Source organism: Klebsiella sp. JB_Kp042, assembly GCF_040065275.1.
GTDB lineage: Bacteria > Pseudomonadota > Gammaproteobacteria > Enterobacterales > Enterobacteriaceae > Klebsiella > Klebsiella quasipneumoniae.
In genome coordinates, this window is the sequence record NZ_JBEAJL010000085.1 from 1 (window position 1) to 25,992 (window position 25,992).

A 25,992-nucleotide genomic window follows, 5' to 3' on the forward strand; every position below is an offset into this window, starting at 1 on the left:
GATGCGCTCCGGATGAATATGATGATCTCATATCAGGAACTTGTTCGCACCTTCCCTAAATGAACACGTGTTCACAGCAATAAAAAATGCCCGCAACAGCGCTGTCAGGTAGCGAATATGAGTTATTTAAAGATCTCCGGCCTTAAAATTAGTTATGGCGATAAAGTGGTTTTACATAATATCGATCTGGCGGTCGAGCAGGGGGAGATGATCGCGCTGCTCGGTCCTTCGGGATGTGGAAAAACCACCCTGCTGAATGCCCTCTGCGGTTTTATTCCGGTGGAAAGCGGGGAGATCTCCATCGCCAGCCGAGCGATCACCCATCAGGCGCCGGAGCAGCGCAATATCACCATGGTGTTTCAAAGCTACGCCCTGTGGCCGCACCTGACGGTGGCGCGCAATATTGGCTATGGCCTGAAGCTGCGCAAATGGCGCGGGGCGGACATCACACGGCGAGTGGCGGAGCTGCTACGGATCGTCAATCTCGACGGGCTGGCTGACGTGAAGGTGACTGAACTGTCGGGCGGCCAGCGGCAGCGGGTGGCGCTGGCGAGGGCACTAGCGATAGAGCCTCAGGTGCTGGTGCTGGATGAGCCGTTATCTAATCTGGATGCCAAAGTGCGGCTCAATGTGCGCCATGAAATTAAATCTCTGCAAAAGAAACTCGGCTTTACGTCGTTAATTGTCACCCACGATCAACAGGAGGCATTAGTGATGGCGGACCGTATTGCAGTATTAAACCAGGGGCGAATTGAGCAAACCGGTACGCCGCAACAAATATATCAGCGACCCGCGACACCCTTCGTCGCTGATTTTATGGGCGCCGATAATAAAATAACCTCTGATGAAATATCTGCTGCCGCAATATCCGGTTTATCCGCAGCTCAGCAGGGTGAAAAAGTCATTTATTTTCGCAGCGCCGATGCCACGCTCGGCGAATTAACGCAGCCCGCGCCGCAGGAGGGGCTCGCCCTGGAGGGGATGGTGGAGCAAAGCGCGTTTCTGGGCAATCTGTATCGCCACAGCGTGCGCTGCCATGACCGCCTGCTGCAGGCCGACTCCGCTCAGTGCTGGCCGACGAAAAGCCGCGTCAGGCTCCATGTGCCCATGCCGGCCCTCCATATTTTTCCTTTACCACTATCACAGTGATATCAGCGTGTTCATTCTGGGGACAATCCATGTTTACTAAGACGAAAGCAGCGATCTTAACGACCCTCTGCCTGAGCGTTAGCGCCCAGGCCGACACCTTTCTTAACGTCGCTACCGCGGGCGATCAGAATATGGTGGATTACGTGAAAACCTGGCTGGGGCCAAAATTTGAAGCCGCTCATCCCGGCGTCAAGGTGCGGGTGATCGGTACCGGCCCTGGCGACGCCGGGTCGAATAAAATCAGCGAGAAGTTGAGCGCCCAACAGGAGAGCGGCGCGCAGCAGTGGGATATCGACGTCGCCGTGGTGCATCAGAAGGCGGGGGGCGAACAGGTGGAAAAGGGATTGCTGCAAAAATATCGCCAGGATATTCAGACCGGCGGCATGGTGAGCTCGCCGAGCGCCACCCAGGCGCTCGGCGTTAACGTCGACGGATACGTCATGCCGATGTTCTTAAGCCAGACCGCTATCGCCTGGAACAGCGATCTCGTCAGTACGCCACCGGCGTCGTATGACGAGCTGGTCGCGTGGACGCAGAAACATCCGCAGGCTTTTGGCTATAACGGCATCAAGAACGGCATGTCCGGCGTTAGCTTTGTGGTGGGCTGGATCTACGCCTACGGGACCGGCGCCGAGCGCCTCTCCTCCGCGCCTTATGATAAAAGCGTCGAAAAGGGCTGGCAGCAGGCCTATGCGAAACTGAAAGCGTTTAATAAAAATGTCACTTTCACTCCGGGCAACGCCGGAACGCTCGATATGCTAAGTCGGGGAGAGATCGCCATGGGCCCGGTATGGGTCGACATGTTCTATAGCTGGAAAGATCAGGGCAAGCTGCCGCCATCGATTAAGCTCGCTTTACTGGCCCCGGGTATGCCGGGTCAGCCGATGTATTACGTCATCCCAGCGAAAGCGGCGAATCCGCAGCTGGCGCGCGACTTTATCGCGCTGGCCACCAGCCCGGAAGTGCAGGCGCAGGGGATCGTTAAGCAGTTCAACTGGTACCCGGGCATCGACGCCGGGCAGGTGAAGCCGAAGCTGGATGCGGCGACCTGGCAAAAGCTGTTTGCCGAAATTTCGCCTGAAGCCCTGGCGAAGTATGGCAAAAGCTTCCCGATCGCCCCCTACTTTGACGATATCAAAGAGGGTTACGAAAGCCAGGTGGCCAATTAACCCTTTTTCCAGCCCGGGTCGCCGACCCGGGCGCTTGCTTGTGCCAACGCCAGGTCCTTTATGTCCAGTTCATTGAAATATTTGCTGCTGGTTGCCCCGGCCGCGCTGATGATCGCGGTCCTGTTTTTGTATCCGCTGGGGTTTTCGCTGGTCTCGGCGTTTACCGCGCCGGGACAGTCGTTCACCCTCGATCATTTTCGCAAGGTCTATGCGCTTTACGCCAACGATGTGCTCTTTTCGCTGCTTATCGTGCTGATCTCAGTGGCGTTGTTAGCGCTGATCGCCATTACCCTCTCGGCAGTGATTGCGCTGTCGCCTTGCCGGCCCGTTGTTCGCCTGCTGGGTTTTTTGTATCGCTTGCCGCTGTTTATCCCCTTTATTGTCGTCGCCCAGATGATGCGCACTTTTCTCGCCAAAAATGGCCTGATGAACAATGCGCTGGTGGCGGCCGATCTGGTCAGGCCGCTGGAGACCCTCTCCTGGCTGGGATGGAAGGGAATTGTCATTACCTTTGTCTGGAAGCAGCTGGCCTTTGCTACGCTGTTGATCTGCGGAGCGATGGCGGCGCTGGAGCCGTCGCAGATCCTCGCCGCACGTAATCTTGGCGCCTCCCGGCCGCGGCTGCTGTTCGATATTATGCTGCCGCAGGTCCTGCCGACCATCGGAGTGGCGCTGGTGCTGTCGACGGTAACCATGATGTCGGTGCTGTCGGTACCGCTGATGATCGGCGTGGGGACGCCGACGATGCTGACCGTGGATATGGCGTTTCGCGTCAATTCCTATGGTGATTACGCGGTGGCGAATGCGCTTGGCGTGGTGTCGCTGGCGATCTGCGGCGCGCTGTCGTGGTTTTACCTGCGCCACAGCCTGCAGCAAAAAGGCGGTGAAGGATGAAAGCGCTGCACCTTGCTTCCTCTCCGTCATGGTGGGTAAGAGGACGCCGTAAAGTGAACGCCAGCCCGGTGCTGCAGACCCTGCTACTGCTGTTTATGCTGCTGGCGATGTTTGGCCCGCTTCTGAACCTGTTGATCTGGACCGTAGCGGAAAGCTGGTATTTTCCCCATTCGCTGCCCAGCCAGTGGGGCCTGAAGTACTGGTATCAGGTCTTCAATCCGTACAGCGATGTCTCCAGCTCGCTGTTAACCAGCGTACTGATCGCCCTGCTGTCGGTGGTGGTCTGTTTGCTGATTTCCGTTCCCGCCGGCTATGCGCTTTCCCGGCGGAAAATGCCGCTGCGGGTGCTGTTTATGCTGCTGTTTCTCCTCCCGCAGGCCTTTCCCAACCTGACGGTATACATGAATATTGCCCGTTTGTTTTACCAGTGGGGCTTGAACGGAACTATCGCGGGGGTGGTGCTGGTGCATAGCGTCCACGGTCTGATGTACTCGGTGTGGATCTGTGTGGCCGCGTTTTCAGCCATCGACCCGCTGCTGGCGCGGGCATCGCGTAACCTGGGCGCCGGACCGATGTATACCTTCTGGCACATCGTGCTGCCGCAGGCGGCGCCGGGGATCGTTGCCGCCAGCATCTTTGTTTTTCTGGAGTCGTTGGATGAGTTTACCGGCACCTTCTTCGTCGGGGCGCCGGATGTCACTACGCTGCCGCTGCTGCTCTATAACGCCAGCATGTCGGGTAACTATCAGGTCTCGTCGATTACCGCGCTGATTTTACTGGCGCCATCGCTGCTCTTTATGGTGGTGATCCATAAATTTATGCGTCCGGAGATGATGGCGAAACTGGGGAAATAAGGGCTGCAGAAAACGAAAAAGCTTCCCGGTGGGAAGCTTTTTAACCTCAGGTCATCATCATTGGCCATTCTGGCGGTGTCTGACTCATGACTTCAATCATCACATCTTTGATATTGCCCCAGATTTTGGCAATATCGAGCAGGGTGATGCCGAGCAAACCGGTGGCGAACCAGCAGGCGGCGGCAAGGCCGAGGCAGCTGCAGATCACCGCCAGACCGGCATAATCGCTTTTGCGAAGTTGGATATTCAGTGAACTGGCAAGAAACATCAGTACCGCGCTCACCAGGGGCCAGCGCAACAACACAACACTGGTAGTAATGGAAGCCATTAACCTGTCCTCAAAGAAAGTCGGGGAGCCATGGACGACCTGGCGCGACTGACGATGGCATAGCGCTCTGGTCTCAACTGGCGTACTAGAGAGTGATGAAACGCCATTTCTGTTTCATCAACTTGTGTGAACTATATCACACTTGGCGCTTTATTCACCAGTCAAAAAATGAGCTTTCGCTGCGCTTAATAACAATGTTATTAATGTGGATATTAGTAAGTAACCTCCGATGATCTTATTTTCATTCTCTTGCTAATGATTATTATTCTGCGGGTTTTATTACTTGTTCTTGTTTAATACACGGAGAAACCGAGTCAGAAGCGCGTCTATTCTTAATCTTGGCGGAATATCTTCCGAATACCTGATAAATAAGTATTATTCTTCCCTGTCAGTGGTAAAGCTGACGCCCGTGAGGGCTGGCGGAAATCGGCTGATGTCTATCGCAGTCGCGATTGCTAACGTGTTTGGGCTACCTTAATTAAGGCATATCGCATGGATGTAAGCGTAAATGGGTGACAGTACGCCGCATAAGGCGCTAAGGCTCATCGGAACGGGTTTGGTTATTTTATTGCCAGTGGTACTGGCATTGTGGTTTGCCCAGCTGCGGGCAAAAGCCGAAACCATTGATCAATTACACTCATTTTCGCAGCTGGCGCTGCAAAAAACGGAAATGGTCATCCGCGAAGCGGATCAGGCCCGGGCGAAAGCCAGCCAGTATCGCGGGGAGCTGTGCTCAGCGGACCATCAGCGTTATTTATTGCATATCGTTCGCGGCCTGCTGTATGTGGAAGATCTGATCTACGCTAACGGTCAGCGCTTTATCTGTTCAACGTCCGTTCATCAGCAAACCGGCTGGCGGATGCCGGCGGCCAATTACACCAAAAAGCCGGATGTCGCGATTTACTATTACCGGGACACGCCGTTTTATCCCGGCTTTGCCATGAATTATATGCAGAAGGGGCCCTATGTGGTGGTGGTCAATCCCTTCTCGTTCAGCTCAGTGATCGCCAGCGATCGCGATTTAGCCTATGGCGTGTTCGATACCAAAACCAACCTCTTTTTCTCGGTAAGTAACAATGTCGAGCCCGCAGAGCTCCATGCGTTAATTCGCGAAGGCGATACCTTTTTTAATCAGAATGGCCGGGTGTATACGATAGCCCGCTCTGCTATCCGGCCGATCGCCGTCATTATGTCCACCTCGCGGGCCAGCTATTATCACAACTTTTGTGACCAGGCCAGCCTGACGCTGCCGCTGGGGATCATCTGCAGTATTTTACTGGTGCTGGTGTGGTCGCGCACCCGCCGTCAGTATCACTCGCCGCGCAATATGCTGCAGCGGGCTCTGAGCTGCCGCCAGCTGCGCCTGCACTACCAGCCGATTATCGATATTAAAAATAACCGCTGCGTCGGGGCGGAAGCGCTGCTGCGCTGGCCAGGGTTTGACGGTCCGGTGATGAACCCGGCGGAGTTTATTCCGCTGGCGGAAAATGAAGGCATGATTGCCCAGGTGACGGACTATGTGGTGGATGAGCTGTTTTACGAAATGGGAGAGTTTCTTGCCAGCCATCCTCAGCTGTACGTGGCGATCAATCTCTCTGCGTCGGATTTCCACTCGGCGCGGCTGATTTCACAGATCAGTGAGAAAGCGCGCAGCTATGCGGTCTGTATCGGGCAGATCAAAATCGAAGTAACCGAGCGGGGGTTTATCGACGTACCGAAGACCACGCCGGTGATTCAGGCGTTCCGCGAAGCGGGCTATGAAATTGCCATCGATGATTTCGGCACCGGCTATTCGAATCTGCATAATCTGCACGCCCTGAATGTCGATATCCTTAAAATCGATAAAACCTTCGTTGATACGTTGACCACCAACAACACCAGCCACCTGATTGCCGAACACATCATCGAGATGGCGCGCGGGTTGCGTCTAAAGACTATCGCGGAAGGCGTGGAGACGCCTGAGCAGGTAAGCTGGCTCTACAAGCGCGGCGTGCAGTATTGCCAGGGCTGGCTGTTTGCGAAAGCGATGCCGGCGCGGGAGTTTATGCAGTGGTTAGCCAATGCGCCCGCGCCTGTGAACGTGCCTCAGCCGTCGCGTCACGCGGAGATCTGATGGCGGTAGTCGCTGGGGGTGCGGTCGAACTCCCGGCGGAAGACTCGCGAGAAGGTTTGCTGCGAGACGTAGCCCAGATCCATGGCGATATCAAAGATCGGCCGCTGGGTGGTTCGCAACGCCTCCGCCGCCAGCAGCAGACGGCGCTGACGAATATAATCCCCCAGCGTCTGATGCATCACGGTGCGGAACATCCGCTGCAGGTACCACTTCGAGTATCCTGACTTTTTGGCGACTACATCAATGTTAAGTGGTTGATCGATATGTTCATCAATCCATTCAATCAGTGTTTGAATAATATCCTGATGGGACATAAAGCGGCCTCTCTCAATTCTCGATTCGTCGTTTTGTCTGCGGGCGAGTATAATTCCTCAAGTTAACTTGAGGTAAAGCGCTTTATGGAAAAGAAATCACCCCGCATCAAAATGCTGCTGACGCCCGGGGAAGTGGCAAAACGAACCGGCGTGGCGGTCTCGGCCCTCCATTTTTATGAGAGTAAAGGGCTGATCCACAGCCAGCGGAATGCCGGCAATCAGCGGCGCTACCGGCGCGATGTCCTGCGCGCGGTGGCGATTATCAAAATTGCGCAACGTATCGGCATCCCGCTGGCCACCATCGGCGATGCGTTTGGCGTGCTGCCGGAAGGGCACAATCTCAGCGCAAAAGAGTGGAAAATGCTGTCATCCGAGTGGCGCGAGGAGCTGGACCGGCGTATCCACACCCTGACGGCGCTGCGCGACCAGCTCGACGGCTGCATCGGCTGCGGCTGTTTATCGCGGCGCGACTGCCCGCTACGCAACCCGGGCGATAAGCTGGGGGAAGAGGGGACCGGCGCCCGGCTGCTGGAGGAGGAGTGATAAAACTAAAGCGCCACAACTGGGCGCTTTAGTTGTTTTCCGGTCTTGGTCTTTCGCATTATCTCGTTGGTTCACGAGAGGGTTTCCCCCGACGTCGACGTCCCTCAATATTGCGTAATCTGTTGATGGAGGTTCCGGTTTGCGTCGACACTTTAACTATGGCATCCGCCGCCGTTTTTTCCTCACTATTTTGCCGAAATTTTCCCGGCAATCCGCGCCTGTTCCTATAGTTAATTTGAACAAACCACGGGAGAGGCCCATGCTGACGGTACATCATCTTAATCAGTCACGATCGCAACGCGTACTGTGGGCGCTGGAGGAGCTACAGCTGCCTTATCAGATAGTCCGCTATCAGCGGGAAAAGTCGATGCTGGCGCCAGCGGCATTGAAGAAAATCCACCCGCTGGGGAAATCGCCAGTGCTGGAAGACAACGGCTATGTGCTGGCGGAGTCCGGCGCGATCCTTGAGTATTTGCAGGAGAGCTGGGACAGCGATGGGCTGCTGAAGCCACAGGGCGCGGATGACAAACTGCAGTACCGCTTCTGGCTGCACTATGCCGAAGGCTCGCTGATGCCGCTGCTGTTAATGAAGCTGGTGTTCGCCAGCCTCGGCAAACCCCCGGTGCCCTTTGGCGTCCGCTCGCTGGGCTCGCTGCTGGGCAAAGGTATCCAGAAAGCGTGGCTCGATCCTCAGCTGGCCACCCATGCGCGGTTCATTGACGACCATCTTGCCACGCGGCCATGGTTTGCCGGCGATCGGCTGAGCATGGCCGATATCCAGATGAGCTTCCCGGTGATGGCGCTGCTGGCCCGCGGCGGCATGCATGATCTTCGCCATATTGAGGCCTGGCGACAGCGGGTGGAACAGCGCCCGGCCTGGCAGCGGGCTATCGAGCGCGGCGGCCCCTTCACCTTACCCGGCGCCTGAAGTATCAGCGGATCCGATGACGCGGCTAAATGAAAGCAACTCACTAAAAAATTGTTAGCGGATTGCGCATGGACGATAACGTTTGCGCATCGGCTGGTTATTTTCTGTTCGTCATAAGCGAAATTTAGCGAAATACGATAAACATCGGTTGAAAAGGGTTATCTAAAGGCCGGATAATCGTTTGCCTTTCTGTTTTACTCCCTCTTTTTTCTGCTAGCCGGGGGGAGTGGATAAGGTTGACACACCGTAGTGTATGCGCGGAGTTAAACGTTTGCTTTTTTGCGGCCCCCCTGGCGCTGCGATTCGGTACAAGGAGATCGCGTTTAACTGGCAGTGGAAGGTCCACCACGCATATCAACGAACAATAAAAATTTTCAGGGGAAGTTTTCTATGTCTACGCCTTCAGCGCGTACCGGCGGTTCATTAGACGCCTGGTTTAAAATTTCGGCGCGCGGTAGCACCGTGCGTCAGGAGATTGTTGCAGGTCTTACTACCTTTCTGGCAATGGTGTACTCCGTCATCGTGGTGCCGGGCATGCTCGGAAAAGCGGGCTTCCCGCCGGCCGCGGTGTTTGTTTCTACCTGTCTGGTGGCGGGCGTTGGCTCGCTGGCGATGGGATTATGGGCAAACCTGCCGATGGCCATCGGCTGCGCTATCTCGTTGACCGCTTTCACCGCCTTCAGCCTGGTGCTGGGGCAGCACATCAGTATTCCGGTGGCGCTCGGCGCGGTATTCCTGATGGGCGTCCTGTTTACGGTGATCTCGGCAACCGGCATCCGCAGCTGGATCTTGCGCAACCTGCCGCAGGGCGTGGCCCACGGTACCGGGATCGGGATCGGTCTGTTCCTGCTGCTGATTGCCGCCAATGGCGTTGGCCTGGTGATCAAAAACCCGCTGGACGGTTTGCCGGTGGCGTTGGGGAACTTTGACAGCTTCCCGGTGGTGATGTCGCTGATTGGCCTCGCGGTGATCATCGGTCTGGAAAAAATGAAGGTACCGGGCGGTATTCTGCTGACCATTATCGGCGTGTCGATTGTCGGCCTGATATTCGATCCTAACGTCCATTTCTCCGGGATTTTCGCCATGCCATCCCTGAGCGATGACCAGGGCAACTCGCTGATTGGCAGTCTGGATATCGTCGGCGCGCTGAATCCGGTCGTGCTGCCCAGCGTACTGGCCCTGGTGATGACGGCGGTCTTTGACGCCACCGGCACCATCCGCGCGGTGGCCGGTCAGGCGAACCTGCTGGACAAAGACGGACAGATCATCAACGGCGGTAAAGCGCTGACCACCGACTCCCTGAGCAGCGTCTTCTCAGGCTTAGTCGGGGCGGCGCCGGCGGCGGTGTATATCGAATCGGCGGCGGGTACGGCAGCCGGCGGTAAAACCGGCCTGACCGCGGTGACGGTAGGGGTCCTGTTCCTGCTGATCCTGTTCCTCTCTCCGCTCTCTTATCTGGTGCCGGCCTACGCGACCGCGCCGGCGCTGATGTACGTCGGCCTGCTGATGCTGAGCAACGTGGCGAAGATCGATTTCAATGACTTCGTTGACGCCATGGCTGGCCTGATCACCGCGGTGTTTATCGTGCTGACCTGCAACATCGTGACCGGCATCATGATCGGTTTCGCGACCCTGGTGATCGGCCGTCTGGTCTCCGGCGAGTGGCGTAAGCTGAACCTCGGCACGGTGATTATCGCGGTGGCGCTGGTGGTGTTCTACGCCGGCGGGTGGGCGATTTAAACCCTTTGTGCTCCTCACGGGCGGCTCAGGCCGCCCGTTTTATTTTTAAGCCACATCCTGTTTCCATTTGCGTTAATCTGGGTAGCGTATGATTCAAAGGCAAGACGCCTCACAGGTATAAAAGAAAACGCAGCAAACAGGGAACACATGGAAATATTCTTTACCATCCTCATCATGACCCTTGTGGTCTCACTCTCCGGGGTAGTGACGCGCGTACTGCCCTTTCAGGTTCCACTTCCACTGATGCAAATCGCCATTGGCGCGCTTCTGGCGTGGCCGACCTTTGGTTTGCATGTTGAATTTGATCCAGAGCTGTTTCTGGTCCTGTTTATCCCGCCGCTGTTGTTCGCCGACGGCTGGAAAACGCCAACTCGCGAATTCATTGAGCACGGGCGCGAGATCCTCGGCCTGGCGCTGGCGCTGGTGGTCGTGACGGTGGTCGGCATCGGCTTTCTGATCTACTGGATTGTGCCGGGCATTCCGCTGATCCCGGCGTTCGCACTGGCGGCCGTGCTGTCGCCGACCGATGCCGTGGCGCTTTCGGGTATCGTCGGGGAAGGGCGGATACCGAAAAAAATCATGGGCATTTTGCAGGGTGAGGCGCTGATGAACGACGCCTCCGGCCTGGTCTCGCTCAAGTTTGCCGTCGCGGTGGCGATGGGCACCATGGTCTTTACCGTCGGCGGCGCCACCGTCGAGTTTCTGAAAGTGGCGATTGGCGGCGTGCTGGCCGGGTTTGTGGTGAGCTGGTCGTATGGCCGCTCGATGCGCTTCCTCAGCCGCTGGGGCGGTGACGAGCCCGCCACGCAGATCGTCCTGCTGTTCCTGCTGCCGTTTGCCTCCTATCTGATTGCCGAACATATCGGCGTCTCCGGCATTCTGGCGGCGGTGGCGGCAGGGATGACCATCACCCGTTCCGGCGTGATGCGTACCGCACCGCTGGCGATGCGCCTGCGCGCCAACAGCACCTGGGCGATGCTGGAGTTTGTCTTTAACGGCATGGTGTTTCTGCTGTTGGGCCTGCAGCTGCCGGATATCCTCTCCAGCTCGCTGGTGGCGGCGGAAGCCGACCCTAATGTCGAGACCTGGATGCTGTTTACCGACATCATCCTGATCTATGCCGCGCTGATGCTGGTGCGTTTTGGCTGGCTGTGGTCGATGCGTAAGCTTAGCCAGCGCTTCCTGAAGAAGAAACCGATGGAGTTTGGCTCCTGGACCACGCGCGAGCTGCTGATCTCCTCCGTTGCCGGGGTGCGCGGGGCGATTACCCTCGCCGGTGTGCTCTCTATTCCGCTGCTACTGCCGGACGGGAATGTCTTTCCGGCGCGCTATGAGCTGATTTTCCTCGCCGCCGGGGTGATCCTGTTCTCGTTGTTCGTTGGGGTGATTGCGCTGCCGATCCTGCTGCGCCACATTGAATCGAGCGATAATGTGCAGCAGCGGAAAGAGGAGCGTCTGGCGCGCGCGGCGACGGCGGACGTGGCGATTGTGGCGATCCAGAAGATGGAAGAGCGGCTGGCGGCGGATACCAAAGAGAATATCGATAACCAGCTGCTGACCGAAGTCAGTTCGCGGGTGATCGGTAACCTGCGCCGCCGCGCCGATGGTCGTAACGATGTGGAAACCTCGATGCTCGAAGAGAGCCTGGAGCGGCGCTTCCGCCTGGCGGCGCTGCGCTCTGAGCGCGGTGAGCTGTACCATCTGCGCGCCACCCGGCAGATCAGTAACGAGACGCTGCAGAAGCTGCTGCACGACCTCGACCTGCTGGAAGCGCTGTTGATCGAAGATCAGTGATCGTCAGGCCCGGTGGCGTAGCGCCGCCGGGTGATCTCTCGTAACGCACGTGCGCCCGCGGGCAGCTGACGCCTTACCGGGCCGACAACCTCCGCGGTATCCACCCGATGCGCACCAGCCTGGCGCCGCCAGGCGTTATTCCAGCCAGAACGCTTTACTGCACGCCAGCCAGGCCTCAGCGCTGCGCGACATATACACGCCTTCCCGCCAAATCATCCCCAGCTCCCAGCGCAGCTCGCTTTGCAATGGGATCCAGCAAAAGTTCTGCGGGTCGAGACGCTGGCAAATCGGCTCCGGCAGGATCGCCACGCCAATGCCGGCCTGCACCATGGCGGCGAGAAAGTCCCACTGGCCGCTGCGCACGGCGATCCGCGGCTTCACGTCGTGCTCGCTAAACAGGCGCATCAGCTGCTGGCTGAGGGCAAATTCCTCGTTGTAGATAACCAGCGGATGCGCCGCCAGCTCCGCCGGCGAGAGCGACGTTTTGCCTTCCCACGCCGCGGTCCTGGGCGTCAGGACGCACAGTGGGTGGTTGAACAACGGCAGGGTGGTGAGGCTGCTACCCTCTTCGATCGGCAGGGCGGTCATCGCCATATCAAGTTCGCCATTGCTGACCGCCTGCTGGACCGTCAGGCCGCCAAACTCGGCGATTTTCAGCTCGACGCCCGGGTAGCGCTGGCGGAAACGGCTGATCGGCTCCGCCATCAGCATCCCGACCATCGGCGGAATGCCAAGACGCAGCACCCCCTTATGCAGGTGATTGATATCGCTCAGCTCTGACTCCAGCTGGCTGAACTCGCCGAGGATCGCCTGGCCGCGTTCAAAAACCACGCGCCCGGTATCGGTAAGCAGCAGTTTGCGGCCGTCGCGGATCAACAGCGTGCAGTTCAGTTCATCTTCGAGATTTTTGAGCATCTTGCTGATGGTGGGCTGTGTGACAAACAGCTTTTCCGCCGCGCGAGTAAAACTCTGCTGACGAACCACTTCAACGAAATAGCGCAGCGTTCGGATATCCATAATTATTCCCTGAGACTATACCTGCGATGATTTTAATTCATTTCTGTCCGCGTCGGCGGCTCTCTATACTGCATGCCTGACTTCTTTTTTCAGGACTATCGCTCATGGCCTTCGCGCCAGCTCGCGTTGCCCCTGCTGTGGCGCAGCGACTTCAGATCCCGATACAGGTGCTGCTCTACGTCGGGTTATTCATCTTCGCACAATATCTGGTGAACAGGTGGCAGGTACCCTTGCCGGCCAACTTAGTGGGCATGGTGATGCTCCTGTTGATGATCGTTTGCCGGGTGATCCCCCTCAACTGGGTTCGCGCCGGCGCCCGCTGGCTGTTGGCGGAGATGCTGCTGTTTTTCGTCCCGGCGGTGGTGGCGGTGGTCAATTATGCCCAGCTGTTGATGGTCGACGGATGGCGTATTTTCCTGGTCATTGCGTTAAGCACGCTGATGGTGCTCGGCGCTACGGCCTGGGTCGTTGACAAGGTTTATCGTTACGAAGTGAACAGGATAAAAAAATGAGCGATACCACGCTAAGTATCCTGTGTCTGGCGGCGACGCTGGGCCTCTATTACGCTAATAAAAAACTGTATCGCCGTTTTCATAAACTGCCGTTGATGCCGCTGGTATTTACGCCGATCCTGCTGGTGCTGATCCTGGTGGCAGGCCATATCTCTTATCAGAGCTATATGGGAGAGACCCACTGGCTGCTCTGGCTGCTGGGCCCGGCGACCATCGCCTTTGCCGTCCCGGTCTATGAAAATATCGCGGTGATCAAACGCCACTGGATGTCTCTCAGCGCAGGGGTGGTGACGGCGGTGGTGGTAGCGGTGACCAGTTCCGTGTGGCTGGCGCGCGGATTGATGTTGTCTGACGAAATACAGCGTAGCCTGGCGGTGCGTTCGGTGACCACGCCTTTTGCCCTGGCGGCGGCGAAACCGCTCGGCGGTCAACCCGATCTGGTGGCGCTGTTTGTGGTGATCACCGGCGTCTTTGGTATGGCGGTGGGGGACATGCTGTTTTTACGGCTTGCTATCCGGGAAGGGATGGCGAAAGGGGCCGGGTTCGGGGCGGCCTCCCACGGTGCCGGAACCGCGCGCTCCTATGAGCTGGGCCAGCAGGAGGGCGTAGTGGCCAGCCTGGTGATGATGCTCTCAGGTGTGGTCGTCGTGCTGGCTGCGCCGGTCGTGCGCTGGCTGCTGTTTTAACATGGTCCCGTAACCGGATATTATGAAATATTGAGGGGGAGAATAGTTATGGACTATTTTCCCCTGTTTTTGTTTATACCCGTTATTACTCATCATAAAAGATTAAGTCGATTCTTATGTTTCTTCTGAATTTGTAAGAAAATATTTCACTGGCGGCAATTATTTAATTGCAATCTAAATATAATTCAGTGTTTTTATTATTCTCACGAATTATATAACTGCTTATCCAAGTGATTTTTAAGGTTTTTTATGTCGCGCCGCTAATCTTTTAATACGCGTTGTTTAAAAAATAGCATATCTGTTGATAATTGAATTTTTACCTTGTGTTAGTTATTCTTTTTACGCGAGCTTGTATTATTGAATGGATTCATAGCGGGTCGTTTATTTCTGCATAATAGTGCCTGTCATCAAGCCGATAGCATGTAAATGCCGGCATGACGCCGCGCTGATTGAATTTCATTCTCTAATATCGCTGCATAAAGCAATTGACGGACTGATTGTCGTTTATAATGGATATGGGAATAAATATGAAGATGAGTAAAAAATTTCTGGCAGGTGCCCTGATTTTCTCTGCCTGCAGCGCGCTGTCTACCGTTGCCCAGGCTGATAACACCATTACCTTTAATGGCATTGTTTCAGATACTACCTGTACGGCGACCATCGATGGCGGTGTGACTGCCATTGATATGGGTACCACCTCGGTGGCGGACCTGAAAGCGTATACCTTCGGCGCAGCCAAAAACTTTTCCTTTAGCTTAGCGGATTGCCCGACGGTGGAAGAGGGGGGAAATAACTCCGCCCGCGTGACTTTCGGCGGGGTTTCCGATACCGCGAATAGCGATTACTTTAAAAACCAGGCTACGGAAGACGCAGCAACGGGCGTCGCTGTGGCGCTGTATGACGAAGCCGGTAGCCTGATGAAAAATAACGAAGAAGGTTCCGATGTCGATATCTCTTCCGGTGCCGCAACGATTCCGTTCACCGTTAAGATGGTGAAATCGGGCTCTGGTGAACCGACAAAGGGTGCCGTTCAGACAACGGTAACTTATAACGTGACCTATCATTAATTCTGCATTTTATTGAAGGGAGAAAGGGGGATCGTCTGTTATTCCCCTTATTTAAGCGTATGAGATATCCTTTTTTTGTGGTTGGTTTAGTGCTGTCGTCTTCTATCGCGCAAGCCAGCGTGGTGGTTGGCGGTACGCGCCTTGTCTTTGATGGTACGAAGAATAACGCCGTTATTAGCGTTGAGAATAAAGATCAGAACAGCAATATCGTGCAGTCCTGGCTCTCTGTAGTTGATGCTGCTTCACCAGCAAAAGATGCATTTATTATTACACCACCGCTATTTCGTCTTAAAGCCAGAGAAAAAGGATTTGTGCGTATTGTCCGTTCAGGAAAGATGTTACCAGACGACCGCGAATCCATGTTTTGGCTAAATATTAAAGGGATCCCGGCGACGGAATATATTCCTGATAAAAATGTCGTGCAGTTTGCTATCAACTCGAAAATAAAATTAATTTACCGGCCTGCCGCGTTAAAAGGTAATACACCAGAAAGCTATGCCGACAAATTACGATGGGGTAAAGAAGGGGCGTCCCTAACGGTAAAAAATAGTTCGCCAGTGTATATGAATTTCTCGCAGGTTAGTATTAACGGTAAAAATATTTCTGGTGCATGGTTTGCAGCCCCGTTTTCGACTTTAAAAATACCCGTCAGGAGTAACCTGTCCTCGGCAGGAAAAAAAGAAATCACATGGAGCGTGATTAATGATTATGGTATGTCAGGGAAGAAATATACCGCTCTTATTCAGTAGCATTGAGCCGCTATTTCCAACTAAAAGTCTCTGCGTCGCTATTTTTCTGTGCCTGAGTACCCTACCTACTTGCGCTGAGGCCGGCGAATATTTCAACCCAAACCTACTCGAAGTCACCGCTAATAGTGCGACTTCAGTTGATCTGTCTTTTTTTTCGCAAGATGGCGTACCGCCGGGTACTTATTACCTGGATGTTTTCATCAATGATAAGTATGTCGGTTCTGAATCGCTCCTGTTTCAGGTAAATAACCCTGACGCTGGTGCAAACGCAACGGTGACTCCCTGTCTTTCTACGGAGTTTCTTCATTCATGGCTCATCAATACCGCCGCCTATCCGAAGCTGTTCGAGGCAGGAGAAACCTGTGCTCAGCTGTCGGCGATCCCGGGCGTGACGTTTACGGTTTCACTTGCCCAACAGCGGATAGATTTTACCGTCCCACAAGCCGCCATGCTGAACCGCCCCAGGGACTATGTGCCGGAGAGCCAGTGGCAGCAGGGGATTAACGCCGGTATTCTCAACTACAGCATTTCCGGGCAGCGCAATACCCCGCGACATAACGGCGCGACTATCGACAGTCAGTTTATCAGCCTGCAGCCTGGCGTGAACCTGGGGCCGTGGCGCCTGCGCAACTACAGCACCTATAGCCACAGCGACAATAGCAGTCGCTGGGAGTCGGTATACTCCTATATCACCCGCGATATCCAAACCCTGCGCAGTCAACTGGTGGTAGGCAACACCTATACGTCGTCCGGCATCTTCGACAGCATGAGCTTTACCGGCCTACAGCTCAGCTCAGATAAAGAGATGCTGCCGGATAGCCTTCACGGGTTTGCGCCGACGATCAAGGGTATTGCGCGTACCACCGCTGAGGTCTCGGTCTATCAGAATGGCTATAGCATTTATAAAACCACCGTTGCACCCGGCGCCTTTGAAATAAAAGATCTTTACGCCACCGGCAGCGCCGGCGATCTGTACGTCAGCATTAAAGAGTCTGACGGCAGCGAGCAAAACTTTGTGGTGCCATTCGCCTCGCTGGCGATCCTGCAGCGCGAGGGCCAGCTGGACTATGCGCTGAGCAGTGGCAGAACGCGCTCAGGTAGCTCCGACGATAAAGAATATAACTTTATTCAGTCCTCTCTGGTTTATGGCGTGACCAGCAACGTTACTCTTTATAGCGGCTTTCAGCAGGCGGAAGATAAATACACCAACTTGCTGTTAGGCGCCGGTTTTAATCTTGGGACTATCGGCGCCCTCTCATTTGATGGTTCTCAGTCATGGGCTGATGTCAACGCCAACGCCGCGGCCACATCGACCAGTAAAGAACAGGGGCAATCTTATCGCGTCCGCTTTAGCAAAAGTTTTCTCCAGACCGGGACCAACTTTTCCGTGGCCGGTTATCGCTACTCCACCGCGGGATACTATTCGTTTCAGGATTTTATCGATAACGCTTCCACTCAGTATGACTGCTGTACCAGCAACGGCAGAACGAAAGGCCGTTTTGACGCCTCGGTGTCACAGACGCTGTTTGGCTATGGCTCACTTTCGCTGTCGCTGATCAATGAAACCTACTGGGACAACTCGCGCATGGCGTCGGTCGGGGTGGGCTATAGCGGAGCAATCGGCAAAGCCTCCTACTTTATTAACTATTCCTATAACCGCAACGTGCAGAACACCGATGACAGCGGTCATAACCGGCCGGCCAGCGATACGGTCGTCTCCCTGACGTTAAGCATTCCGCTGGGAGACTCACTCTCGGCGAATTACACCATGAACCATGGCCGCCATAACGACACCACGCACAGCGTGGGACTTAACGGTTCAGCGTTCGAGGATCGCTCCCTGAACTGGAGCGTGCTGGAAGGGTACAACACCCAGGATAAGAGCACTTCCGGCAACCTCAGCGTCAACTACCAGGGGGCAAAAGGCGACGTGGCGGGCGGCTATGGCTACGACCGCTACAGCAATCACTACAACTATTCGCTGCGCGGCGGCATGGTCGCCCATTCAGGTGGGCTCACGCTGTCACGCTTTCTGGGGGAGAGTTCGGCGCTGGTCGAGACCCCCGGCGTCAGCGATGTGACGGTGCGCGGCCAGACAAACGTGACGACGGATTCCACCGGATATGCCGTGGTGCCCTACGTCCGTCCATACCATCGTAATAGCCTGGCGCTGGATGAACAGGAAATCCCCGGCGCTGAAGTGGATAACGTTGCCAGAACGGTGGTACCGACGCGCAACGCGATCGTCAAAGTGCAGTATGACACGCGAATTGGCTATAAGGCGATGCTCACACTGCGCACCCGCAGCGGGGTGGTGCCCTTCGGCGCGCTGGTGACCCTCGATAACGCCCGGCCTAACACCAGCGTCTCGCGCAGCAATATCGTTGGCGATGAGGGGCAGGTTTACCTGACGGGGTTGCAGAAAAAAGGCCAGCTGCTAGCACGCTGGGGGGACAAAAGCAGTGAGCAGTGCACCGCTCATTATGATTTCTCCAGCACCACGCTGAGCGACAATATTCAGTTTTATCAGGCCATCTGCCGATAATGGCCGCACGTTCGCAACAGGAAAAAAGGGCTGATATGAGCATTAAAGACTGCGGAGCAGGGGGCTGTGTACTGGCTAGCCTTTTACTGCTCTCCGCTCCCGGGTTGGCTTACGAGAGCAACAGCACGGTCAATTTTAAGGTTACGGGCACGATCGAAGCGCCCTCCTGTGAGGTGGCTGTGGAGCCGTCGAATCGTATTGATTTGGGCACCGTTCCCTATCAGACGTTCTCCGGAAAAGCGGGATCGAGCAGCGCCAGCGTGCCGGTGAAGCTGCTCTTTTCCAACTGTTCCGCCTATGCGTCAGCAGTGACGATCACATTCAGTGGGGCTGGTTTCGATGAAGCCCATACTTCGATCTATAAAAGCTATATGACAGGCAATAGCGGGGCCAGCGGCATTGGTTTGCAACTGCTCAGCATGGCCGACCAGCAGCCGCTGGGCCCCGGTAACCAGTATCTCTTCACCTTTGATAGCGAAGCGGACATCCACACGTTCACCATGGCGGCACGGATGTACTCACCTTATGGCCAGGTGAGTCCCGGCATTGTCGGTTTTACCGCCACGTTTGATGTGGCTTATAAATAATCATTTCGACAGGGAAGTTTATGAAAAAGCTTATTTTATTTTTCATTGTGGTGCTGATCCCCTCCTACAGCTGGGCGTTATGTGAGGGGAAAAATTATGGCGATATCTCGATGACTAACCTGCCGGAAAAAATACTGATCAACGCCGGAAATTATACCGCGGGTACGGTGCTATACGATTCCGGGAAAATGAATCACGCGCAAACGTTTATGCTCAATTGCCAGGGGCAAATTTACGCGGTGTTTGCCTGGTCTTCGAGCAATGCCGGGGCGTTGGTCGGCGATAACATCTATACCACCTCGGTGCAGGGGATCGGGATACGCGTTAAAGTGTGGCTTAATATCAGTGGTGAATATGAGAACGATACAGATGATTTCACTCCCGACTCGCAGGTGCATTATATCGGCGATGCCAACTTTAAACTCGGTGAACCTAATGGCTTTTTAGATTTCTACGCTTCCACACATTACACCCCGGCGTATCAGCTGCAGCTGGTAGCGACTGGCGGCGCGATTGCCAGCAATAGTACATTATCCTTTAACGACCCGGTGGCGACGGTATCGGCAAAGGATAAGTCAGGCTCGGTAGCGATTTCCCAACTGCATATCAGCGGAACCACCAGCATCCAGATGATCCCGATGGGGTGCGATGTCAGTAGCAATAATCTTAGTTTTGCCATGGGCAGCATCAATACCGGCGAGTTTAATAGCGCGACGAAGGTAGGATCAGCGCGGCAGTCCATGAATCTCTTTTGCGAGCCGGGAACCAATGTTTCGATGCGGGTGGTGGCGGCGGAAGCGAGTGGGGATAATCCGGATAACACCGTAATGGCCTTAACGGCAGAAGAGAATGTTGCCACCGGGGTGGGGGTCCAGTTGAATCTGGATGGCGAAGCGCTGCCATTGAATACCGACATCAGCCTCTATACCTCGAGCCGTACGACGGTAACGAACGACGGCGCAGATGCCAGCTATAGCTATTTCACCCATCCCGACAGTCCTGGCGGGGCAGCCGCTCAGCAGTCGCTCGCTTTTTCCACAAACTATTATAAGACGGGAAGTATAGTGACAGCAGGTTCAGCAAACGCAGCAGGGGTGATCACCTTCACCTACAACTGACGGGGGCAGAATAAGCCCCTTCCCCGGACGATGCCGGGGAAGGGGGAGAAGATTAATGCGCCTGACCTTTCTCGATGCCAATCCCTGTCTGCGAACGGATAAACTGGGCGCGGAACTGCTCGCGCTCGCGCATTCCTTCCGGTGAGTTATCGGTCGCGGAGAAGAGCCAGATACCGATGAACGCGATAGCGATGGAGAACAGCGCCGGGTATTCATACGGGAACAGCGCTTTCTCATGACCGAGGATCTGCACCCAAATGGTCGGGCCGAGGATCATCAGAATCACCGCCGTCAGCAGACCCAGCCAGCCGCCGATCATCGCCCCGCGGGTGGTCAGCTTCGACCAGTACATCGACAGCAGAATGATCGGGAAATTACAGCTGGCGGCAATAGAGAACGCCAGGCCGACCATGAAAGCGATATTCTGATTTTCGAACAGGATGCCCAGCAGAATGGCCACCACGCCGAGGATCAGCACCGTAATTTTGGAGACCTTCAGCTCCTGACGCTCGGTCGCCCCTTTACGGAAGACGTTGGCGTACAGGTCGTGCGACACCGCTGAGGCGCCCGCCAGCGTCAAGCCAGCGACCACCGCCAGAATGGTGGCGAAGGCGACCGCGGAGATAAAGCCGAGGAACAGGTTGCCGCCCACCGCATCCGCCAGATGCACCGCCGCCATATTATTGCCGCCGATAAGCTGCCCGGCCGCGTCTTTGAACACTGGGTTCGCGCCGACCAGCATGATGGCGCCGAAGCCGATGATAAAGGTCAGAATATAGAAGTAGCCCATAAAACCGGTGGCGTAGAACACGCTTTTACGCGCTTCTTTGGCGTCGCTCACGGTGAAGAAACGCATCAGGATATGCGGCAGGCCGGCGGTACCAAACATCAGACCGAGGCCAAGGGAGAGCGCGGATATCGGATCTTTCACCAGCCCACCCGGGCTCATAATCGCCGCGCCTTTCGGGTGGACGGCCATCGCTTCGGTAAACAGATTATTGAAGCTGAAGCCGACGTGCTTCATCACCATAAAGGCCATAAAGCTGGCGCCGAACAGCAGCAGAACCGCTTTGATAATCTGCACCCAGGTGGTCGCCAGCATGCCGCCGAACAGGACATAGAGCACCATCAGGACGCCCACCAGCACCACCGCAACGTGATAGTTAAGACCGAACAGCAGCTGGATCAGCTTGCCGGCGCCGACCATTTGGGCGATCAGATAGAGGGCCACCACCACCAGCGAGCCGCAGGCGGAGAGGGTGCGGATCGGTCCCTGTTTGAGACGATAGGACGCCACGTCGGCAAAGGTGTAGCGGCCAAGGTTACGCAGACGTTCGGCAATCAGAAACAGGATAATCGGCCAGCCGACAAGGAAGCCCAGCGAGTAGATCAGACCGTCGTAACCGGAGGTATACACCAGCGCGGAGATACCAAGGAACGACGCTGCCGACATAAAGTCGCCGGCAATCGCCAGCCCGTTCTGGAAACCGGTGATATTGCCGCCGGCGGTGTAGTAATCGCTGCGCGAACGCACCCGTTTTGACGCCCAGTAAGTGATGTACAGGGTCAGGGCGACGAAAATCAGGAACATGACAATCGCTTGCCAGTTGGTCGGCTGGCGCTGTACCGCGCCGGTAATGGCGTCTGCGGCCTGAACGCCGAGGGGCAGCAGCGTGGCGGCGAGCGCCGTCAGGACTCTCTTGATCATGCTTTTACCTCGTTGAGAACGCTCTTGGTCAAACGGTCAAATTCACCGTTGGCCCGCCAGACATAAATACCGGTGAGAACAAACGAAATGACGATCACCCCGATGCCCAGCGGGATCCCGCGGGTGACGCTGGTCCCGGCGTGCAGCGGCGTGCCGAGCCAGCCTGGCGCGAAGGCGATAAGCAGAATAAAGCCCACATAGATCACTAACATAATCACTGACAGAATGGCGGCAAACCGTTGCCGTGATGCTACCAGCTCCCTGAAATGCGCACTATTTTCTATCCGCTGACAAAGTTGTTCATTCATCTTAGCGTCTCCAGAGGTCTCCCTTTCGTCATCCACGCAGCGGACGCTGGCGACAGCAACCCCTCCGGCGTTAAAGGCCGGGATACGGTTCGCTGACGGCGTTCCTGCGAGTGAAATCCTGGGGGAGGGACTTATTTTTATCCTCTCCCCGGTGGGGGAGAGGGTGTAGGGAATCGGTCCTTACTTAAGAAGGCATGGTAATGGCCTGCTTCTCTTCGAGCAGTTTTTCCACTACGCCAGGATCGGCGAGAGTCGAGGTATCGCCGAGGTTGCTGGTGTCGCCCGCGGCGATCTTGCGCAGAATGCGGCGCATAATTTTGCCCGAGCGGGTTTTTGGCAACGAATCGGTCCAGTGCAGAACATCCGGCGTCGCCAGCGGGCCAATCTCTTTACGCACCCAGTTACGCACTTCCGCATACAGCTCCGGCGTCGGTTCTTCACCGTGATTGAGCGTCACGTAGGCGTAGATAGCCTGGCCCTTGATGTTGTGCGGAATACCGACCACTGCCGCTTCGGCGATTTTCGGGTGCGACACCAGCGCCGATTCGATCTCGGCAGTACCCAGACGGTGGCCGGAGACGTTCAGAACGTCATCCACGCGGCCGGTGATCCAGTAATAGCCATCTTCATCTCGGCGCGCGCCGTCGCCGCTAAAGTACATATTTTTGAAGGTGGAGAAGTAGGTTTGCTCAAAGCGCTCATGATCCCCGAACAGGGTTCGCGCCTGGCCGGGCCAGGAGTCGGCGATGGCAAGATTGCCCTCGGTGGCGCCATCCAGCGGCAGCCCTTCGTTATCCACCAGTACCGGCTGAACGCCGAAGAACGGGCGGGTAGCGGAGCCAGCCTTCAGCTCAATCGCCCCCGGCAGCGGGGTGATCATAAAGCCGCCGGTTTCGGTCTGCCACCAGGTGTCCATCACCGGGCACTTCTCGTTACCGATCTTCTTCCAGTACCACTCCCAGGCTTCCGGGTTAATGGGTTCGCCGACCGAGCCGAGAATGCGCAGTGAGGAGCGGTCCGTGCCTTCGATAGCCTTGTCGCCTTCCGCCATCAGGGCACGGATCGCCGTCGGAGCGGTATACAGAATGCTGACCTTATGCTTATCGACGACCTGGCACATACGCGCCGGGGTTGGCCAGTTCGGCACCCCTTCGAACATCAGAGTGGTGGCGCCGCAGGCCAGCGGGCCGTACAGCAGATAGCTGTGGCCGGTGACCCAGCCGACATCGGCGGTGCACCAGTAAATATCGCCCGGGTGGTAATCGAAAACGTATTTAAAGGTGGTGGCCGCGTAGACCAGATAGCCGCCGGTGGTGTGCAACACCCCTTTCGGTTTACCGGTGGAGCCAGAGGTATAGAGGATGAACAGCGGATCTTCGGCGTTCATCTCGACGGGGCGGTGTTCGGCGCTGGCGTTCGCCATCAGATCGCTCCACCACAGATCGCGGCCTTCCTGCCAGTCGATTTTACCGCCGGTACGTTTCAGGACCACGACGTGTTCAATGCTGTTGACGTTCGGGTTTTTCAGCGCGTCATCGACGTTTTTCTTCAGCGGGATGGCGCGACCGGCGCGCAGCCCTTCATCCGCGGTGATCACCAGGCGCGAGCTGGAGTCGATAATGCGTCCGGCCACCGCCTCCGGCGAGAAGCCACCGAAAATCACCGAGTGGATGGCGCCGATGCGGGCGCAGGCCAGCATCGCCACCGCGGCTTCCGGCACCATCGGCATATAGATGGCGACCACGTCGCCTTTTTTAATCCCGATGCCGAGCAGCACATTGGCGAAGCGGCAGACGTCCGCATGCAGTTCACGGTAGGTGATGTGCTTGCTCTGGCTGGCGTCGTCGCCTTCCCAGATGATGGCGGTTTGATCGCCGCGCTCGGCGAGATGGCGGTCGAGGCAGTTGGCGGCGAGGTTCAGGGTGCCGTCTTCATACCATTTGATGGAAATGTTACCTGGCGCAAAGGAGGTATTCTTCACGCGGGTATAGGGGCGCATCCAGTCAAGGATTTTGCCCTGCTCGCCCCAGAATGTATCAGGGTCGGTTATGGATTGTTGATACTGCGCCTTGTACTGATCCGGGTTAATCAGGCAACGTTCCGCAATGTTAGCGGGAATAGGGTGTTTGTGTATTTGGCTCATGGCTTTTTTTCTCCTTTGAACTTGTTAAATATATGTCAAACAAACGTTAAGAGTAGGGGTTTTGACAGCTTTGTTTGTTAATTGGGGGGCAGATCACGCAATGATTCAACTGAGTGAAATTTCGTCAAATGAAACTTTGAAGTGAAATAATTGCGTAAATGAATTTATAGAAACGGAAGATGTGAAATATTTTTTATTACAAATACTTATGCATTGTAACTGGGGGAAATTCGTGACTTTATGCAGAAAACCAGAAGAAAGCCCTATTCTTAAAGGCTTGCGCAGCATGCCGTGCAAATGATACTGATATTGCGCGTTAAATAACCCCACAAAGCAACGCAACACAATTCATACCCCCTGCAGTGGGTACCATGACGAAAAGGAATGGTGCCTTTCATTGAGGAAGTCAGTAGTGAAGAAAACAAAAAAAGTCAGTCTGGCCTGGCAAATTTTGCTAGCCCTGGTGCTGGGTATCCTTTTGGGCAGTTATCTGCATTACCACGCCGAAAGTCGCGATTGGTTGATTAGCAATTTGCTGACGCCGGCGGGCGATATCTTTATCCATCTGATTAAAATGATCGTAGTCCCAATTGTTATTTCGACCCTGGTGGTCGGGATTGCCGGCGTGGGCGATGCCAAACAGTTAGGCCGGATCGGCGCCAAAACCATTATCTATTTCGAAGTGATCACCACGGTGGCGATCGTGCTGGGTATCACCCTGGCCAACGTCTTCCAGCCGGGAACGGGCATTGATATGTCGCAGCTGGCGGCGGTTGATATTTCGAAATACCAGAACACCACCGCTGAGGTGCAGAGCCATGCGCATGGCCTGATGGGCACCATCCTGTCGCTGGTGCCGACCAACATCGTGGCGTCGATGGCGAAAGGCGATATGCTGCCGATTATTTTCTTCTCGGTGCTGTTTGGTCTGGGGCTCTCCTCGCTGCCGGCGACGCACCGTGAGCCGCTGGTGACGGTCTTCCGCTCCATCTCCGAAACCATGTTCAAAGTCACCCATATGGTGATGCGCTATGCGCCGATCGGGGTGTTCGCCCTGATTTCAGTGACCGTCGCCACCTTTGGTTTCGCCTCGCTGTGGCCGCTGGCCAAGCTGGTGCTGCTGGTTTACTTCGCGATCCTGTTTTTCGCGCTGGTGGTGCTGGGGATTGTCGCCCGCCTGTGCGGCCTGAGCATCTGGATCCTAATCCGCATCCTGAAAGATGAGCTGATTCTGGCTTACTCCACCGCCAGCTCCGAGAGCGTGCTGCCGCGTATTATCGAGAAAATGGAAGCCTATGGCGCGCCGGCGTCGATCACCAGCTTCGTGGTGCCGACCGGCTACTCCTTTAACCTCGATGGCTCAACGCTGTATCAGAGCATCGCGGCGATCTTTATCGCCCAGCTGTACGGCATCGACCTCTCCATCTGGCAGGAGATCACCCTGGTACTGACCCTGATGGTGACCTCGAAAGGGATCGCCGGCGTGCCGGGCGTCTCTTTTGTGGTGCTGCTGGCCACCCTGGGCAGCGTCGGGATCCCGCTGGAGGGCCTCGCCTTTATCGCCGGCGTCGACCGTATCCTCGACATGGCGCGTACCGCGCTGAACGTGGTGGGCAATGCGCTGGCGGTGCTGGTTATCGCCAAGTGGGAGCATAAGTTCGACCGCAAAAAAGCGCTGGCGTATGAACGCGAAGTGCTGGGCAAGTTTGATAAAACCGCGCAATAA

The 25,992-nt window shown here is 55.8% G+C and carries 23 protein-coding genes and 1 pseudogene; 18 read left to right on the plus strand and 6 right to left on the minus strand.

Annotated elements, in window-relative coordinates; genetic code table 11:
- Positions 1 to 117 precede the first annotated feature (117 nt).
- From ABLV54_RS15205 to ABLV54_RS15220, 4 genes are read left to right on the plus strand one after another with little or no spacing between them, the layout of a single operon-like run.
- Positions 118 to 1,149, plus strand: a complete 1,032-nt coding sequence (locus tag ABLV54_RS15205; protein WP_048296440.1) for an ABC transporter ATP-binding protein — start codon at positions 118 to 120, stop codon at positions 1,147 to 1,149.
- Between the two features lie 29 nt (positions 1,150 to 1,178).
- Positions 1,179 to 2,318, plus strand: coding sequence for an extracellular solute-binding protein (locus ABLV54_RS15210; protein WP_044525140.1), 1,140 nt, complete (start codon positions 1,179 to 1,181; stop codon positions 2,316 to 2,318).
- Positions 2,319 to 2,378: 60 nt separating this feature from the next.
- Entirely contained in the window at positions 2,379 to 3,212 is an 834-nt protein-coding gene (locus tag ABLV54_RS15215) for an ABC transporter permease subunit (protein ID WP_044525141.1), read from the plus strand.
- Positions 3,209 to 4,066 (plus strand): ABC transporter permease subunit, encoded by an 858-nt coding sequence (locus tag ABLV54_RS15220; protein WP_044525142.1) that lies wholly within the window; start codon positions 3,209 to 3,211, stop codon positions 4,064 to 4,066. Before ABLV54_RS15215 ends, ABLV54_RS15220 begins: the two co-directional genes overlap by 4 nt.
- 46 nt (positions 4,067 to 4,112) lie before the next feature.
- On the opposite strand, the gene ABLV54_RS15225 is transcribed toward ABLV54_RS15220, so the two are convergent.
- Positions 4,113 to 4,394, minus strand: coding sequence for a YjcB family protein (locus tag ABLV54_RS15225; RefSeq protein ID WP_002885064.1), 282 nt, complete (start codon positions 4,392 to 4,394; stop codon positions 4,113 to 4,115).
- A 508-nt stretch (positions 4,395 to 4,902) separates the two neighbouring features.
- Between ABLV54_RS15225 and ABLV54_RS15230 the strand changes: the two genes are divergently transcribed.
- Positions 4,903 to 6,507, plus strand: a complete 1,605-nt coding sequence (locus ABLV54_RS15230; RefSeq protein ID WP_023291645.1) for an EAL domain-containing protein — start codon at positions 4,903 to 4,905, stop codon at positions 6,505 to 6,507.
- Here ABLV54_RS15230 and soxS read toward each other — a convergent pair.
- Complete coding sequence (gene soxS, locus ABLV54_RS15235; RefSeq protein WP_004206330.1) at positions 6,492 to 6,821, minus strand: superoxide response transcriptional regulator SoxS; 330 nt, start codon at positions 6,819 to 6,821, stop codon at positions 6,492 to 6,494. The two genes, ABLV54_RS15230 and soxS, sit on opposite strands and share 16 nt — an antisense overlap.
- Before the next feature lie 84 nt (positions 6,822 to 6,905).
- Between soxS and soxR the strand changes: the two genes are divergently transcribed.
- The 4 genes from soxR (at position 6,906) to ABLV54_RS15255 (ending at position 11,826) form a co-directional block, all read left to right on the plus strand.
- Positions 6,906 to 7,364 carry a redox-sensitive transcriptional activator SoxR gene (gene soxR, locus ABLV54_RS15240; protein WP_050533638.1) on the plus strand — a complete coding sequence of 153 codons (459 nt, stop codon included), beginning with the start codon at positions 6,906 to 6,908 and terminating at the stop codon, positions 7,362 to 7,364.
- 259 nt (positions 7,365 to 7,623) lie between these two features.
- Positions 7,624 to 8,292 (plus strand): glutathione S-transferase, encoded by a 669-nt coding sequence (locus tag ABLV54_RS15245; RefSeq protein ID WP_023291647.1) that lies wholly within the window; start codon positions 7,624 to 7,626, stop codon positions 8,290 to 8,292.
- A 390-nt stretch (positions 8,293 to 8,682) separates the two neighbouring features.
- Positions 8,683 to 10,032 (plus strand): NCS2 family permease, encoded by a 1,350-nt coding sequence (locus ABLV54_RS15250; RefSeq protein ID WP_004206333.1) that lies wholly within the window; start codon positions 8,683 to 8,685, stop codon positions 10,030 to 10,032.
- 147 nt (positions 10,033 to 10,179) lie between these two features.
- The gene (locus ABLV54_RS15255) at positions 10,180 to 11,826 is read left to right on the plus strand and encodes a Na+/H+ antiporter (RefSeq protein ID WP_004206334.1); all 1,647 of its coding nucleotides are present in this window, start codon (positions 10,180 to 10,182) and stop codon (positions 11,824 to 11,826) included.
- A gap of 135 nt (positions 11,827 to 11,961) precedes the next feature.
- On the opposite strand, the gene ABLV54_RS15260 is transcribed toward ABLV54_RS15255, so the two are convergent.
- Positions 11,962 to 12,843, minus strand: a complete 882-nt coding sequence (locus ABLV54_RS15260) for a LysR family transcriptional regulator (protein ID WP_017900105.1) — start codon at positions 12,841 to 12,843, stop codon at positions 11,962 to 11,964.
- A 104-nt stretch (positions 12,844 to 12,947) separates the two neighbouring features.
- Here ABLV54_RS15260 and ABLV54_RS15265 point away from each other — a divergent pair, with 104 nt between their 5' ends.
- From ABLV54_RS15265 to ABLV54_RS15295, 7 genes are all read left to right on the plus strand, one after another.
- Positions 12,948 to 13,355, plus strand: coding sequence for a CidA/LrgA family protein (locus ABLV54_RS15265; RefSeq protein ID WP_004206336.1), 408 nt, complete (start codon positions 12,948 to 12,950; stop codon positions 13,353 to 13,355).
- Positions 13,352 to 14,041, plus strand: a complete 690-nt coding sequence (locus tag ABLV54_RS15270) for an LrgB family protein (RefSeq protein WP_044525144.1) — start codon at positions 13,352 to 13,354, stop codon at positions 14,039 to 14,041. The genes ABLV54_RS15265 and ABLV54_RS15270 overlap by 4 nt, the downstream gene beginning before the upstream one ends.
- 509 nt (positions 14,042 to 14,550) lie before the next feature.
- Positions 14,551 to 15,108 carry a fimbrial protein gene (locus ABLV54_RS15275; RefSeq protein WP_072096590.1) on the plus strand — a complete coding sequence of 186 codons (558 nt, stop codon included), beginning with the start codon at positions 14,551 to 14,553 and terminating at the stop codon, positions 15,106 to 15,108.
- Between the two features lie 59 nt (positions 15,109 to 15,167).
- A complete protein-coding gene (locus ABLV54_RS15280; RefSeq protein WP_044525145.1) occupies positions 15,168 to 15,857 on the plus strand; it encodes a fimbrial assembly chaperone in 690 nt (229 codons plus the stop codon).
- Positions 15,811 to 18,402 carry a fimbria/pilus outer membrane usher protein gene (locus ABLV54_RS15285; RefSeq protein WP_050533639.1) on the plus strand — a complete coding sequence of 864 codons (2,592 nt, stop codon included), beginning with the start codon at positions 15,811 to 15,813 and terminating at the stop codon, positions 18,400 to 18,402. The genes ABLV54_RS15280 and ABLV54_RS15285 overlap by 47 nt, the downstream gene beginning before the upstream one ends.
- Positions 18,403 to 18,437: 35 nt before the next feature.
- Complete coding sequence (locus ABLV54_RS15290) at positions 18,438 to 18,989, plus strand: fimbrial protein (RefSeq protein ID WP_044525147.1); 552 nt, start codon at positions 18,438 to 18,440, stop codon at positions 18,987 to 18,989.
- Positions 18,990 to 19,009: 20 nt separating this feature from the next.
- Entirely contained in the window at positions 19,010 to 20,107 is a 1,098-nt protein-coding gene (locus ABLV54_RS15295; protein ID WP_044525148.1) for a type 1 fimbrial protein, read from the plus strand.
- 52 nt (positions 20,108 to 20,159) lie between these two features.
- Here the strand turns inward: ABLV54_RS15295 and actP are convergent, their stop codons facing one another.
- The 3 genes from actP to acs form a co-directional block, all read right to left on the minus strand.
- The gene (gene actP / locus ABLV54_RS15300; protein ID WP_025999225.1) at positions 20,160 to 21,812 is read right to left on the minus strand and encodes a cation/acetate symporter ActP; all 1,653 of its coding nucleotides are present in this window, start codon (positions 21,810 to 21,812) and stop codon (positions 20,160 to 20,162) included.
- Positions 21,812 to 22,123 (minus strand): DUF485 domain-containing protein, encoded by a 312-nt coding sequence (locus ABLV54_RS15305; RefSeq protein ID WP_004206350.1) that lies wholly within the window; start codon positions 22,121 to 22,123, stop codon positions 21,812 to 21,814. The genes actP and ABLV54_RS15305 overlap by 1 nt, the downstream gene beginning before the upstream one ends.
- Positions 22,124 to 22,307: 184 nt before the next feature.
- Positions 22,308 to 24,266: an acetate--CoA ligase gene (gene acs, locus ABLV54_RS15310; protein WP_050533640.1), complete on the minus strand. Its 1,959-nt coding sequence runs from the start codon at positions 24,264 to 24,266 to the stop codon at positions 22,308 to 22,310.
- Between the two features lie 100 nt (positions 24,267 to 24,366).
- Between acs and ABLV54_RS15315 the strand changes: the two are divergent.
- A pseudogene (locus ABLV54_RS15315) lies at positions 24,367 to 24,567 on the plus strand (hypothetical protein).
- Positions 24,568 to 24,678: 111 nt separating this feature from the next.
- Positions 24,679 to 25,992 (plus strand): glutamate/aspartate:proton symporter GltP, encoded by a 1,314-nt coding sequence (gene gltP, locus ABLV54_RS15320; RefSeq protein ID WP_004206354.1) that lies wholly within the window; start codon positions 24,679 to 24,681, stop codon positions 25,990 to 25,992.